Origin of the sequence: Gilliamella sp. B3464 (genome assembly GCF_026536145.1) — a bacterium.
Classification (GTDB): Bacteria; Pseudomonadota; Gammaproteobacteria; order Enterobacterales; family Orbaceae; genus Gilliamella.
Genome location: NZ_JAFNOQ010000001.1, coordinates 360,050 through 374,363, shown reverse-complemented (window position 1 = coordinate 374,363; position 14,314 = coordinate 360,050). Strand labels below are relative to the sequence as shown.

The 14,314-nt window shown below is 35.1% G+C and carries 16 protein-coding genes and 1 pseudogene; 10 read left to right on the top strand and 7 right to left on the bottom strand.

Translation table 11 applies throughout. The features are described 5' to 3' along the window. Window positions 1-363: 363 nt before the first annotated feature. The 3 genes from J3U57_RS01685 to trmB are packed head-to-tail and all read right to left on the bottom strand — an operon-like array spanning window position 364 to window position 2,960. Window positions 364-1,515, bottom strand: a complete 1,152-nt coding sequence (locus tag J3U57_RS01685; protein WP_267343639.1) for a histidine-type phosphatase — start codon at window positions 1,513-1,515, stop codon at window positions 364-366. Then, window positions 1,512-2,237, bottom strand: coding sequence for an oxygen-insensitive NADPH nitroreductase (nfsA, locus tag J3U57_RS01680; protein ID WP_267343638.1), 726 nt, complete (start codon window positions 2,235-2,237; stop codon window positions 1,512-1,514). The genes J3U57_RS01685 and nfsA overlap by 4 nt, the downstream gene beginning before the upstream one ends. Before the next feature lie 18 nt (window positions 2,238-2,255). Next, window positions 2,256-2,960 (bottom strand): tRNA (guanosine(46)-N7)-methyltransferase TrmB, encoded by a 705-nt coding sequence (trmB, locus tag J3U57_RS01675; protein WP_267346715.1) that lies wholly within the window; start codon window positions 2,958-2,960, stop codon window positions 2,256-2,258. 266 nt (window positions 2,961-3,226) lie between these two features. Between trmB and J3U57_RS01670 the strand changes: the two genes are divergently transcribed. Together J3U57_RS01670 and pth are read left to right on the top strand one after the other, a co-directional pair. Then, window positions 3,227-4,174 (top strand): ribose-phosphate pyrophosphokinase, encoded by a 948-nt coding sequence (locus J3U57_RS01670; RefSeq protein WP_065634720.1) that lies wholly within the window; start codon window positions 3,227-3,229, stop codon window positions 4,172-4,174. Between the two features lie 78 nt (window positions 4,175-4,252). Further along, window positions 4,253-4,837, top strand: coding sequence for an aminoacyl-tRNA hydrolase (pth, locus tag J3U57_RS01665; protein ID WP_065634721.1), 585 nt, complete (start codon window positions 4,253-4,255; stop codon window positions 4,835-4,837). A gap of 89 nt (window positions 4,838-4,926) precedes the next feature. Here pth and J3U57_RS01660 read toward each other — a convergent pair whose 3' ends face one another. Further along, a complete protein-coding gene (locus J3U57_RS01660) occupies window positions 4,927-5,358 on the bottom strand; it encodes a DUF3597 domain-containing protein (RefSeq protein ID WP_267333730.1) in 432 nt (143 codons plus the stop codon). A gap of 556 nt (window positions 5,359-5,914) precedes the next feature. Between J3U57_RS01660 and J3U57_RS01655 the strand changes: the two are divergent. Further along, window positions 5,915-6,745, top strand: a pseudogene (locus J3U57_RS01655) (MFS transporter); the annotation flags it as partial. Here the strand turns inward: J3U57_RS01655 and J3U57_RS01650 are convergent. Continuing rightward, complete coding sequence (locus J3U57_RS01650) at window positions 6,715-7,359, bottom strand: GntR family transcriptional regulator (protein ID WP_267343637.1); 645 nt, start codon at window positions 7,357-7,359, stop codon at window positions 6,715-6,717. The pseudogene J3U57_RS01655 and the gene J3U57_RS01650 sit on opposite strands and share 31 nt — an antisense overlap. Here J3U57_RS01650 and J3U57_RS01645 point away from each other — a divergent pair. From J3U57_RS01645 to rpmE, 6 genes are all read left to right on the top strand, one after another. After that, on the top strand, window positions 7,320-7,622 hold the full coding sequence (locus J3U57_RS01645) for a DUF5110 domain-containing protein (protein WP_267343636.1): 303 nt from the start codon (window positions 7,320-7,322) through the stop codon (window positions 7,620-7,622). The genes J3U57_RS01650 and J3U57_RS01645 overlap by 40 nt on opposite strands. A gap of 392 nt (window positions 7,623-8,014) precedes the next feature. Next, complete coding sequence (locus J3U57_RS01640; RefSeq protein WP_267343635.1) at window positions 8,015-8,476, top strand: DUF721 domain-containing protein; 462 nt, start codon at window positions 8,015-8,017, stop codon at window positions 8,474-8,476. A gap of 58 nt (window positions 8,477-8,534) precedes the next feature. After that, on the top strand, window positions 8,535-8,939 hold the full coding sequence (locus J3U57_RS01635; RefSeq protein WP_267333722.1) for a YhcB family protein: 405 nt from the start codon (window positions 8,535-8,537) through the stop codon (window positions 8,937-8,939). An 81-nt stretch (window positions 8,940-9,020) separates the two neighbouring features. Next, the gene (locus J3U57_RS01630) at window positions 9,021-10,397 is read left to right on the top strand and encodes a Do family serine endopeptidase (RefSeq protein ID WP_323849430.1); all 1,377 of its coding nucleotides are present in this window, start codon (window positions 9,021-9,023) and stop codon (window positions 10,395-10,397) included. 114 nt (window positions 10,398-10,511) lie between these two features. Further along, a complete protein-coding gene (gene degS / locus J3U57_RS01625) occupies window positions 10,512-11,564 on the top strand; it encodes an outer membrane-stress sensor serine endopeptidase DegS (RefSeq protein ID WP_267333721.1) in 1,053 nt (350 codons plus the stop codon). Between the two features lie 137 nt (window positions 11,565-11,701). Next, a complete protein-coding gene (gene rpmE / locus J3U57_RS01620) occupies window positions 11,702-11,917 on the top strand; it encodes a 50S ribosomal protein L31 (RefSeq protein ID WP_065634733.1) in 216 nt (71 codons plus the stop codon). 73 nt (window positions 11,918-11,990) lie between these two features. Here the strand turns inward: rpmE and metJ are convergent, their stop codons facing one another. Beyond that, entirely contained in the window at window positions 11,991-12,308 is a 318-nt protein-coding gene (gene metJ, locus J3U57_RS01615; protein WP_267333720.1) for a met regulon transcriptional regulator MetJ, read from the bottom strand. A gap of 172 nt (window positions 12,309-12,480) precedes the next feature. On the opposite strand from metJ, the gene metB reads away from it, so the two are divergent. Beyond that, window positions 12,481-13,647: a cystathionine gamma-synthase gene (gene metB / locus J3U57_RS01610; protein ID WP_267343634.1), complete on the top strand. Its 1,167-nt coding sequence runs from the start codon at window positions 12,481-12,483 to the stop codon at window positions 13,645-13,647. A gap of 86 nt (window positions 13,648-13,733) precedes the next feature. Here the strand turns inward: metB and citX are convergent, their stop codons facing one another. Then, complete coding sequence (citX, locus tag J3U57_RS01605; RefSeq protein WP_267343633.1) at window positions 13,734-14,288, bottom strand: citrate lyase holo-[acyl-carrier protein] synthase; 555 nt, start codon at window positions 14,286-14,288, stop codon at window positions 13,734-13,736. Window positions 14,289-14,314 lie beyond the last annotated feature (26 nt).

The window sequence follows — 14,314 nt, the reverse complement described above, 5'->3', positions numbered from 1 at the left end:
TTTTTAAAACAGGTTAATTAAGGTAAAGATCTTTATCAAGTCAAAAATTGAGTGATTTTAAGAAATATGAACCGTAACTAAATCAAAAATAGATTATTTGTTGTTAGTTTTTAGGTATGCCATTTTAGACGATTGATAAAAAATTTTTGATGGAAATTATAAATAATCTGTTGAGTTAGCTAATATAATATGTAATTTTTAATTAGTTATGTTTGTGTATGTATTTTACTGTGTGATTTTATAAAGTTTATCAATAGAGCAATTAACATAACTATAAACGTTAAAGTTAGCTATGGCTTGATAAAACTATTCCGCCAATTTTGTTGGCGGAATGGGCACTAAGGTTATTTATACTTTTTAGCATTAAACATGGATACGTTTTTCAAAATCGCTCCAATCATAAAACCCATCAGAGTTGAGTGATGCATTTTTGAGTTTTAGCTGAAAATGTTCAGGTGGATTATTGATATCGAGCGCTTGTCCTGTATAAAGTTGTTCAAAACTTTGATAAACATATTCAGCTTTAAAATAATGCTTGCCTGTTAGCGAGTGTTTGAAGCGTTGAAAAATTACTTTACCACCAATAGGAGTGGTTTCATATTGATGAGGTAGTTGATACTCTTCAAAATCTAAAGCGCCTAATAGTGATGCGATTGTACTATCATGGCCGACTAATAAATTGACCGTATATTGTTGCTGCATTAGATCATCAATCATATTGATCAATTTGGCTGCTGCGCGTGTAGCGAGTGTTTTGGTGTGGCAAATTAAGTTAATGTACTGATTACGAATCTGCACAATTTGTTGCCACTGCTCTAAGCTATCAATTTTACCCCATGCAATTTGATTTTTAGGGAACGCTGAATAATATTGCAATAAAAAAGAATCAACGACACTAATGCCAACAGCTAAGGCACCCAATAACGCTGGCTCTTCATTCTTTTTAAAATAGAGTTCTAATGGGATATCGGCTAATTCACACTGATATTGTTTGTACAGCTCAGATTGTTTGTAATCGAGTATATCAGACAAAATTTGATAAGCCGGCGCTAAGTTTTTAAAAATTGATTGAGCCTTATCTGCTTGCTCGATATCACGTAAAACGGCTTGCTTAAATTGTGCTGAATCTTCTTCTAAACTTGGATCGAAAATTGGATCCATTCTTTCAATAGGGTATTTATGATTGATAGTTATATCACAACCAGCGTAGGCGCCGGCTACAATGAACTGTGCTGTCGCAACGGTTCTTTGTAAGCTATTGGCATAGACAAACAAGTCATGACTATTATTGGTTATTTTGATGTTGTGTTTTTCTAACCATTGTGACAGGTAGTGACCAAAATAGACTTCTAATGCTCCTCCTCTGGTTGTTAGATAACCATAAGGATGGTCCCATTTGGGCCATTGATAGGGGGTAGCTTGATCAATAAATTCTAGGGTATTTTGTAAAGCTGTACGAATACCATGACGACTTAGTATAACAACTTTCTCCAATTGGTAATGCGAGTTACTCATTTTGTGATCCAACCTTGCTTGTGTAGATAATCTAAAATAAAACTTCGTTGCCCATTTATAATCGTTTCGGCAATTTTATCACTCCAACCACCTGTTTTTTGATGGGTACTACGGTGATTGTAATAATCATTCATTTGTGTATCGTATTGTGCCAATAGAGTTTTATCTATTGATTGATATTGATTTTCAAAAAATACCAAAGGCTTAGGAAGTCTTGGCTTTATTTCAGGGTGCTGGTCTGGATAGCCAATGCATAACCCAAAAAGAGGCAAAACATATTTAGGGATGGCTAATAATTCTGTAACGTTATCAATATTATTACGTAAGCCACCAATATAAACTATGCCTAAGCCTAAAGATTCAGCTGCAATCACTGCATTTTGTGCCATGATCGCAGTTTCAATGCAGCCAACTAAAAGTTGTTCTGCTCTTTCAAGGGGGATTGTTGGATCAATTTGAAAGTGTCGATTGAAATCAGCGCAAAATACCCAAAATTCGGGTGCTTGTTTAACATAGCACTGATCGCCTGTGTAGTGAGCAAGTTTTTCACGTTTGTCACTATCAGTAATACGAATTATCGTAGCGCATTGTAAAAAATTAGAACTTGAAGCCGATTGTGCAGCTGTAACAATTGTATCAATTTGCGCTTGAGTTAAGGGGGTGGATTTATAAGCACGAATTGAACGGTGCTGACAAATTAAATCAATTGTTTGGTTTTGCATAATGGCTCCTTTATATAACTATTTTTTTATGAATTGTAAGTCCCAAACCCCGTGCCCTAAATTTTGACCTCTTTTTTCAAACTTAGTAATTGGCCTATCTTCTGGTCTGGGAATATAATCACCCGTTGATGATAAATTCTTAAAACCTTCTGCTTGAGTTAATACTTCAAGCATATGTTCGGCATAATGTTGCCAATCGGTAGCAAGATGTAACATACCGCCAACCTTTAATTTTCTTTGTATTAATTGCACAAATTCAGGTTGAATAATTCTACGTTTATTATGTCTTGCTTTATGCCAAGGGTCGGGAAAATAAATTTGCACCTTATCAAGCGAGTGATCTGCTATCATATTATTCAAGACTTCAACGGCATCATGACACATGACTTTTAGGTTAGATAATTGGTTTTCTTCAATCGCCATCAAACAAGCACCCACTCCAGGTTTGTGCACTTCAATCCCCAGAAAATCTTTAGTCGGCGCATTTTTGGCCATTTCAACCAATGATGCCCCCATACCAAAACCAATTTCTAACACAAAGGGTTTGTTATTATTTGAACCTATAGTAACGTTTGGATTATAGTCAATACCAAATACAGGCCATAAATTCTCTAATGCTTGTTGCTGGCCTTTAGTTAAACGACCTTGTCGTAATACAAAACTTCGAATAGTTCGTTTTGATTTAATATTTTCATTGTTATTTATCATGGATTGTTCATTCATCACGTTGTCTATTTTTGTGTTGCGGTTTGCCAAATTTGTTTACTCATTAAGGTTTATAATTAGAAAGTAGTTTAACTGATTTTTGATTCACTTCAAGAAAACATATTATTGATATGTTTTTCTATTTATTATTGTGATACATATAAAAATTTTTGAATAAATTTTTATAATGTGGTTGAGCATACTCTGTAAATGATTATATAATTATTACCCCGATTTAACCGATTACGTATAAGTAATCATTATAACATGCTTGAGGATTTCTCGTGCCTGATATGAAGCTTTTTGCTGGTAATGCTACACCGGAGCTGGCAAAACGTATAGCTAATCGTCTTTATACTTCTCTTGGTGATATTGTTGTTAGTCGTTTTAGCGATGGAGAAGTAAATGTACAAATTAACGAAAACGTCCGTGGTGAAGATGTTTTTATTATTCAATCAACTTGTGCGCCTACCAATGATAACCTAATGGAATTATTAGTCATGATCGATGCAATGCGTCGTGCATCTGCTGGTCGTATCACGGCGGTTATTCCTTATTTTGGTTATGCAAGGCAAGATCGTCGTGTACGTTCAGCGCGAGTGCCTATTACAGCTAAAGTTGTTGCTGACTTTTTATCAACAGTTGGTGTTGATAGGGTATTAACCGTTGATCTTCATGCAGAGCAAATTCAAGGTTTTTTTGATGTACCTGTAGATAACGTATTTGGTAGCCCAGTTATTTTAGAAGATATGTTACAACGCGAGTTTGAACGTCCGATTGTCGTATCGCCTGATATTGGTGGTGTGGTACGTGCTCGTGCGATTGCAAAACTTTTAAATGATACTGATATGGCTATTATCGACAAGCGTCGTCAACGTGCTAATGAAGCGGAAGTGATGAATATCATCGGTGATGTTGCTGATAGAGATTGTATTTTAGTTGATGATATGATTGATACAGCCGGTACACTTTGTAAAGCGGCGGATGCATTAAAAGCGCGTGGTGCTAAAAGCGTTTATGCTTATGCAACGCATCCAATCTTTTCAGGTAAAGCCGTCACCAATATTAAAAATTCTGCCATTGATGAAATAGTTGTTTGTGACACCATTCCGTTAACTGCTGAAGTAAAAGCATTAAAAAATGTACGTCAATTAACACTATCTGGAATGCTTGCTGAAGCTATTCGTCGTATTAGTAACGAAGAGTCAATTTCAGCGATGTTCCATCAATAATTTATTTTATTATTGAACGACAAGCCCCTTTATATTGGGGCTTTTTTCTAAAAAAAATCAGTAAATAATCCCAATATTATGACAACGATAAAACTTATTGTAGGACTTGCCAATCCTGGAAATGAATATGCCGCAACTCGCCATAATGCAGGTGCATGGTTTGTTGATCTTTTAGCTGAACGATATCATCAATCTTTAAAAAATGAAGCTAAATTTTTTGGCTATACAGCTAGAATAAACATTGGTGGTCATGACGTGAGATTATTAGTCCCTACTACGTTTATGAATTTAAGTGGTAAAGCGGTACAGGCACTAGCAACTTTTTATCAAATTAAACCAGAAGAAATTTTAGTCGCTCATGATGAACTGGATCTTAACCCAGGTATTGCTAAATTTAAATTTGGTGGTAGTCATGGCGGTCATAATGGTTTAAAAGATATTGCCAGCAAATTAGGTAATAATTTAAATTTTTATCGTCTCAGAATTGGTATTGGTCATCCGGGTGACAAAAATAAAGTTGTTGGTTATGTGTTAAATAAACCCTCTAAACCCGAACAAGAACTTATTGATAAGGCGATAGAAGAATCGGTACGATCGGTTGAGATTTTATTATCAGATGGTATTGAAAGTGCAATGAACCACTTACATGCTTTTAAAGGCTGAAAGAAAGGTTATTAAGCTTATTATAGTGATAAGTCTTATTGGATGATAATCCACCTAGCATCAGGTGGATTGTGTTGAATCAAACAATCTTAAGAAAATAGATGGGTTACATCCCCCCCTTTTTCGGCGATTTTTTTCATTACTTCTTTGATTAACCACATATTCATCGATGCGGTATCATCGGTACTGCCTGGGTAGTTAAGTTCTTTTGCCAAATTTTTTCGTGCTTCTAAACTATTATCGATACCTAATAACTTCAATAAATCAACAATTGATGTTTTCCAATTAAGTTTTTCAGGATATTTGTTCGCTAAATTCTCTAAAATTGACATAACATCAGTCTGAGATACTTGTTTGGCTTGGTCTGAATTTTGTTGTGTTTCCGTTTGAATGCCAGAGGCGGCGTTTTTAGCAGCATCTGTCATACTATTAACTTTGTCTTTGACCGTATTGTTAACATTTGTTGCTGCTGCTTGTGCGCTTGGAAATATTTTAGAAAAAATATTATTTAAGATACCCATATTACATCCTCCTATGTTTAAACTGCTTTAAAAAAACTGCTTAACGATATAGATGTAGATAATATCCTTTTCAGTATACCTGTTTGAAAGTAACGCTGTCAAAAAGATAAATATTTGCTGCTTTTATCTTTCAAAATTAGGCTACCAATTTTAGTCTCTATATCTATTTTTTAAAGCGATCTTTATTCAAACTTTGATGAGTTAATCTATTGAATAACTTGTATAAGTTAGTTTTAAGGTAAATGATATAAAGAGATTTTTAGGATTATTTATTATACCAATCCCATATAAAATGTGATCGGTATCCAAATTTCAAACAAATTTGGCATGTGTTGTAATAAATTAGTTGTAATATTTGGTTTACCAATATGTAGTGTGACATAAATTTTTTATGTTAGAAATTTAAATTACAGCTAGAGGTATATTATGAGTTCCATTTTTAAATCAGGAGAATACGTTACGTTGGGTAATGATCATTTTATTTGCAACGGAGAAAATTCTTAATTATGTCAATCATAATGCACTAAGTATTATGGCTTAAGAAATTGTACATGATTTGAAGATAAAATCTAAAGAGTACTCGTATATTATTCGTGCTTTTCAACTAGCTTATACCCTTTTTCAACCTATTGTAGGCTGGTTTATTGATGTAATTGGTTTACGAGTTGGTTTTGCGATAATGGTCATCATTTGGTCTATTATGTGTATACTTCATGCTGGTGCAGGCACTTGGTTTCAATTAGCGATTTTACGTTTTTTTATGGGCGGTGCTGAATCTGTTGTTGCACCAGACAATGCTAAAGTTATTAGTTTATGGTTTCCTAAAAAGGAACGCGCTATTGCTAATGGTTGGAGTATGGTTGGTTTTTCATTAGGTGCCATGATTGCTCCTCCTCTTATTTATGCGATACACCAATTTGGTGGTTGGCAGTTAGCTTTCTTAATTCCAGGTTCTGTTGGGTTAATTTGGGCAGGAATATGGCTCTACTTTTTCAGCGAGCCGTCAAAAAGTCGGTCTATTAGTGAGGCAGAAAGAAAATATATCTTATCCGATCAAGATGACACAGAGAGCCAACAAAACAAAAACATCTGGCAAGCAATTAAAAAAGTGATTTTGCAAAAAAAATTCTATGGTATTGCTATTCCAGCTTTTTTAGCTGAACCAGCTTGGGCGGCAGTTAATTTTTGGGTTCCTTACTATTTATTAACTGAACGCGGTATGCAATTAAAAGAGATGGCAATGTTTGTTTGGATTCCTTTCCTTGCTGCCGATTTTGGTGGTTTATCCTCCGGTTATTTTTCGCGTATGCTCAATAAGCGTTTTAATTTGTCTCGTGTTAATGCAGCTTGTGTAACTTATCTTGGCGCTGCTTTTTTCATGTTATCCATGGCGTTTGCAAGTTTAACACAAAGCCCATATGCAGCCATCGCATCTTTTATTTGCAAAGCTTGTAAAATTTTTTCATGGTCATCAAGCCATTTTTTTCGATAACAGTGATCAGTGATGCGACTGTGCAATTGATTCCACATTTTACTTGCTGATCGTCTTTGCCATAAATCCTGTAATAAACCTTCAAGTACTGAGTTTTTAGTCGCTTTGGCGATCGTGATATGAAACAATTCATCGGCACTGTAATCATCAATTAACCCTTGCTCTAACATTTGTCGTTCTTGTTCCAAGATTGATCTCAGCTCAATGATATCGGATTTGACTATTTGTGATGCGGCAAAAGCGGCAATATTACTTTCAATTAATTGTCTTGTTTGCAATAATTCAAATGGTCCAAAATCTTCCTCTTCAATTTTTTTATCTTTTTCGGATGAGATTTCATCAGGTAAACCAATTACATAAACTCCCGATCCTTTTTTAACTGTCACTAAATTTTCCAGTTCTAACATAATTAGTGCTTCACGTACTACCGTTCTACTCACACCAAATGCTTCGGCAATGTCTCGTTCAGGTGGTAGTCTATCACCTAACTTATAAGTCCCACTTTTCAATAATAACTCTAGCTCATCATACCTCTCAAGGTTGTTTTTTTGAAGATGATGGTGAAAGCTATGCTTATCAAAATGGTGTTGGATTATGGATCAATTGGCAGTTAGTGTCGACTAATGATCGAATTGATCTTCGTTTGAAAGCAAATGGAAGTTATATTCCAGCTTGGCAAGAGCTGGTCATTACCTTACCAAAAGGAGAATTGCGTACACTTTATATTAACGATGAGCCAATAAATAAGGTTAATTTAAGTGCAATAAGCTAATGCACTTACTTACACTATGCTTTATAACAACACTTTTAAAGTGTATAAATAATTAACATTTAACTGTGAATTAAAACATAAATTTTCAATTTATTGGGGCTTTTATTAGGATTAATAACATTTGATTTTACTCTGTTGTATCAACGAGTTAATTTAACTGATGCAAGCGTATTATGATTCTGGAATATAAAAAATTCAGAACATAAATTTTAATCTTAATGAAAGTCACCTTATTTTGAAATTTATTTTCTATTATGTCTTAATGAAGATTTAAAAAACTGTAAATGTATTTTTATAGCAGGACATTTTTTATGAAATAAGGTAAATTATTTACTGTTGTATTTTATATACAATGTTAATGTGACATTAAGAAGCAAGGATAAACATAATAGATGCGTTATAACCAGCCACAAATATTACCGTCGATTTTGTCACAACAATCTTGGTTATCTGAGATAAAAGAAAGAACAGTTGCATTAGCTAAATTAGCGGATGTGATTAATGAGTTATTGCCTTCTCCATTACAACAGCATTATAGAATTGCGAATTATCGCCAAGGTGTGCTAATTTTAGAGGTGAGTTCAGCTAGTTGGTTAACTCGATTAAAATATGAGCAAAATCATTTGCTATCGGGTATACGTAAAAAAGTTTTACCGTCTTTATCTTCTATTCAATTTAAAATTAATCCCGACCTGTTAGTTGGGTCCTCAATAATGCGTGACAATGCATTGAAAAGTGCCAATGCAAGCCGCATATTAAGTACACAGAGTGCGACATACTTGTATAGTTTAGCGGAAAGTGCACCCGATAAATTAAAAAAACAATTGATTAAACTTGCTAACCATGCAAAATAAGTAAAACAATTGAACGATAATGTATATACTAGAACAAAATAAATACAAGGAGTGAAATATGGATAAACAGATGATGATTTATCTGGCGATTGGTGTAGTAATTGGTTTTATTATCGGGTTTATTTTAACTAATATGTTTAGTAAAAAAGGTCGTGAGTTTGCAAAAGTAAAACGTGAACTTGAACAGACACAAGAAGAGCTTAAAACACAAAAACAGACTATTGTTAAACACTTCTCACACAGTGCAGAAATATTAGATAATATGGCTAAAGAGTTCCGTCGCCTTTATCAACATATGGCTGAAAATTCAGGTAAATTCTCGTCTGATGACGATATCACAGCTATCGCTTTAGATATGAATAAAGATGCAGATATCAAAACAGAAATCACACTTGAAAAGCAACCTAAAGACTATTCTGATAACCCTTCTGGTTTATTTAAAACAGACGAAAATAAATCTTAACTAGCTCTAACTCTTTTCGCCAGTGTTATCTGGCGGAACATTAATGTAAAAAAAATCAATTGTTAAAAACGAGAGTGTTTTATGATTAATAATTCTTTACCAAAACCAAAAAAATTATTTAGTGCAATTGCATTAACGTTAGGTATGGTCTTATCAGGGTTACCCAATGCCTATGCTACTCTCCCTGCCATTTCAACAGGAGATAACGCATCACAACCTAGTTTAGCGCCTATGTTAGAAACGGTATTACCTTCTGTCGTTAGTATTAAGGTAGAAGGTACAGCACAAATGCAAACTAATATTCCGGAAGAATTTAGACGATTTTTTGGTTATCCAGATAGCCAATCAAGATCCTTTACCGGTCAAGGATCGGGTGTGATTATTGATGCTGATAAAGGCTATATTGTCACCAATAATCATGTGATTGATAATGCCGATACCATTACAGTGGTATTGAATGATGGTCATGAATATAAAGCAAAATTAATAGGTAAAGATCCGCAAAGTGATATCGCGCTACTAAAGGTTGAAGATGCTAAAAAATTAACTGCCATTAAATTAGCCGATTCAGATAAAATGCGCGTAGGTGATTTTGTGGTCGCCATTGGTAACCCATTTGGAATTGGTCAAACTGTTACTTCTGGTATTATTTCAGCCTTAGCGCGTAGTGGGCTGAATATGAATGGTTTTGAGAACTTCATACAAACCGATGCTTCAATTAATCGTGGTAATTCAGGCGGTGCATTAGTGAATTTAAACGGTGAATTAGTTGGCATTAATACTGCAATTATTGCGCCTAGTGGTGGCAATGTGGGTATTGGTTTTGCAATTCCAAGTAATATGGTAAAAAACTTGACGTCTCAACTTATTGAATACGGTGAAGTTAAGCGTGGTGTACTTGGTATTAAAGGTAATGAGTTAACCTCGGATATCGCCAAAGCTTTCGATCTTGACGTGCAAAAAGGTGCCTTTGTAAGTGAAGTGATTGATGATTCCGCCGCTAAAGATGCGGGTATAAAATCGGGTGATGTCATTATATCAATGGATGGCAAACCAGTTGATAGTTTTGCCGAATTACGCGCTAAAATTGCCACTACTGGCGCTGGTCGAACCGTAAAATTAGGTTTGATTCGTGATGGTAAAGAGATGACAGTGGATGTTACACTAAAAAATAGTGATGAATCTTCAACTGAAGCGAAATCATTGCATCCTGCTCTTGAAGGTGCAACATTAAGCAATGGTGATATTAAAGGTAAAAAAGGTGTATTAATCGAAAGTATTGCTAAAAATTCGCCAGCATCACGATTAAGTTTACAAGAGGGCGACCTTATTACTGGCGTAAATAAAGAAAGAATCAATAATATTGCTGATTTACGTAAAATTATTGATAGTAAACCATCTGCTATTGCTTTAAATATTGTGCGTGGTGATAGCCAGCTTTATCTTATTTTACGCTAATTAATGCGTTAGCTACATGTCGCCGATAGCATTATCGGCGAAAACTAAAATTCTAACCTGCCATTAGATATGATAAAATCATCACTATTCATTCTTATCTAGATACCTCTGATAATGCTTAAAAAATTTTTATGGCCAATGTTGATTGGTGCGGTTTTAGCGATTGTATTATTAATTATCTTTCCATCCTTGCGCAATGGAACTCAGTCAAATTTTCCAAGATCGATTTTTAATAATGATCCCATGAGTTATTCCGATGCGGTAAAAGTTGCTGCACCAGCGGTAGTTAATATTTATAGTCGCTCTATTAATTCTCTGCCCAAACAACCTCAAGATAGTGCAATTACGCCATTGGGTTCGGGTGTGATCATGAGCGACCATGGCTATATTATTACCAATTATCATGTGGTGGATGGTGCAGAACAAATTATTGTCGCTTTACAAGATGGTCGAATATTTGAAGCTTTATCGGTTGGCACTGATAAACTTGTTGATATTGCGGTATTAAAGATTGACGCAAGTAATATTCCAACTATACCTATTAATCCTAATCGCGAGCCTAAAATAGGTGATGTGGTTCTCGCCATTGGTAATCCTTATAATATTGGGCAAACGATCACCCAAGGTATTATTAGTGCGACAGGTCGTGATGGATTAAGTCCTTATCGAAGACAAAACTTTATTCAAACCGATGCATCAATTAACCATGGTAATTCAGGGGGGGCCTTAGTTAATAGTAAAGGTGAATTAGTCGGTATTAATACCTTAACCTTTGCTAAAAATCTAGGTAATGAAGTGCCTGAAGGTATCGGTTTTGCTATTCCTACCGCTTTAGCTGTTAAAATTATGAATAAATTAATTCAAGACGGTAAAGTGATTCGGGGCTATATCGGTATTGATGGGTTAGAGTTTGCCCCGACTCAAAATCCGAGTGATCCACCGGTTGTATTAGGCATTTTGGTGACTAATGCGGAAGGGCCGTCATTACAAGCAGGTGTTCAAGCTAATGATATTTTGATTATGGTCGATAATAAACCGGTCAAATCCATTGTTGAAACAATGGATAGAATTGCAGAGTTGAAACCGGGCACAACAATCCCCATTATTGTATTACGTAATGGAGAAAGAGTTGAACTTCAAGTGACAATAGGTCAATTACCCGTTTAACTATTTTGTTACTTGATTATAGCCACTATAGGGCGTATAATTTGCGCCCTTATCATGTTTTTTTAACACTCGTATGGTGTTTAGATTTTGCTTTTAGCCATCTATATAGCGATACGAACAAACTTAAGAGGTTTATTATGAAAGAAGGTATCCATCCTCAATATACAGCCATTACAGCAACTTGTTCATGCGGTAATGTGATCAAAACACATTCAACTATTGGTCACGATATTCATCTTGACGTATGTGGTGAATGCCATCCATTCTACACTGGTAAACAACGTGATGTTGCAACTGGTGGACGTGTAGATAAATTCAAACAACGTTTTGCTATGGTTGGCGGCAAAAAATAAGATTGTAATGAATCATTATCAAAAAAGGCGCTTAATGCGCCTTTTTGTTTTTACTATGCTTTGGAATTTCATTTTATTCATCGATTAAGCTGGGATCAATGCCTAAATTACGCATTATTTTTTGAGCTTGCATTGGAATAACATCTTCACGATCTTTTTGTAAATCCTCATCACAAGGTAAAGGTTGACCAGTGTAGGCATGCAAAAAGGCTTCACATAATAATTCACTATTTGTGGCATGGCGTAAATTATTTACCTGTCGGCGAGTACGTTCATCAGTTAATATTTTTAGGACTTTTAACGGAATTGACACTGTAATTTTTTTTACTTGCTCACTTTTCTTACCATGCTCTGCATAAGGGCTTATATATTCGCCATTCCATTCCATCATTGTTCACCAGTATTACATTACAATTAATGTGGATAATTTTATCGTTTTTTTTTAATAACTGCAATCTACACATCGAGACAGTTAGACGTCTAGACATGTTGACGGCTTTATTTATTGTGCTATTCTTATACAAAAGGTATCTAATAATAAATAAACGTTTTAGGATGATATTATGGCTAGCCAATCAAGAAATTTAAGCCAAGGAACAATTGCTGTTCGTGGTGGATTAAATACTGATGATCAATATGGAAGTGTTGTTCCAGTGATTACACCTTCAACTTGTTACCGCTATCAAGAGTTCGCTACACCAAGACAATTTGATTACGCACGTAAATCTAATCCAAGTCGGCGATTAGTAGAACAAACTGTTGCTAAGTTAGAGGGTGGGGCAGATGCAATTTTGACTAATTGTGGTATGTCAGCTATTCATTTGGTTAGTGTTGCATTATTAACCCCCAATGATTTAGTTGTGGCACCTCACGATTGTTACGGTGGCAGTTATCGTCTTTTTAATAGTTTGAGTGAGCGAGGTTATTTTAAAACTAAATTTGTCGATCAATCCGATCCTATTGCATTAAAACAAGCATTGAGTTTAGGGCCTAAATTAGTTTTAATTGAATCACCAAGTAATCCATTATTACGCGTGGTGGATATTCAAGACATTACTCGTCAAGCGCATCAAGCCGGTGCTATTGTTTTGGTTGATAATACTTTTATGACGCCTATTTTGCAAAAACCTTTAGAACTTGGTGCCGACATCGTCACCCATTCTTGTACTAAATTTTTAAATGGCCATTCTGATTTATTGGCAGGAATTTTGGTGTTTAAGGATCAACAACTTGCAACAGATGTGTTATGGTGGGCAAACAATATTGGTACCTTGACTTCATCATTTGATAGTTACCTGTTATTGCGTGGTTTACGTACTTTAGCTGCTCGAGTGAAATTACAACAAGATAATGCGCAAAAAGTAGTGGAATTCTTAGTTAATCATCCTAAAGTTGCAAAAGTTTATCATCCTTCTTTATCGAGTAACCTTGGACATGACATAGCCAAAAAACAACAAAAAGGCTTTGGTTCACTGTTAAGTTTTGAACTTGCAGGTCAAGCAGAGGTTATGCCAAAATTTTTAAAGGCACTCAATATTTTTACCTTAGCGCAATCATTAGGCGGTGTCGAAAGCTTAATTTGCCACCCTGCAACGATGACGCATTCTGGAATAAGTGCAGAAGCGCGTAAAACCGCAGGTATTTCAGACCAGTTATTGCGTATTTCAGTAGGGTTAGAAGAGGTAGAGGATTTATTAGCTGATTTACAGCAAGCATTATCGGTTATTTAAACTATTTTTTTTAGGTGATATGGGGATGATGACAAATTATTATTTTCATTATTCCCATTGCGATTAATAGCGCTAAGTTTGGTGACTTAAGTCGCTAAATTAAAATAGTCATTCGTCATTTTTTCGATAGCAGCAAGCATGTCATCAACAGTATGTTTTCTGCTTCGACCACATACTTTAGCCATATCTTGACATACCAAACATTGTCTGGATTGATGTCCTAATTGCGTACGTGAAACACTTTGCTCAGTTTTCGCATCAATAACATCGATATCCCATAATCGACCTAATGGATGATTGTTTTCAATTTCGATACAAAGCTGTTTTAATTGATCACTTGAGCATTCGACTGAAATTATTGCTTCATAACCTGTTAACGCACAGAATTGCTCTTCATGTATAATTTGAAGCGTATTTTTTGCTAATAAATGGTGAATAGCGGTTATCGCTTCTTTAAACAATACCTTAGTGCCAGTACTCTTTTTTATTGGACCAGGAATGACTAAACTAAGCGAAATAAGTGGAAAAGGGTAACACTTAATTGCGTTACGCTGATGCTCGACTCGTTGTTCTTTGGCCAATAACATCTGTTCAAGGTTAACTGGCGTACCATCATCGAATTTCAATAATATATTAGTCATAATTGAAAAGCATGACATCGTTAGAT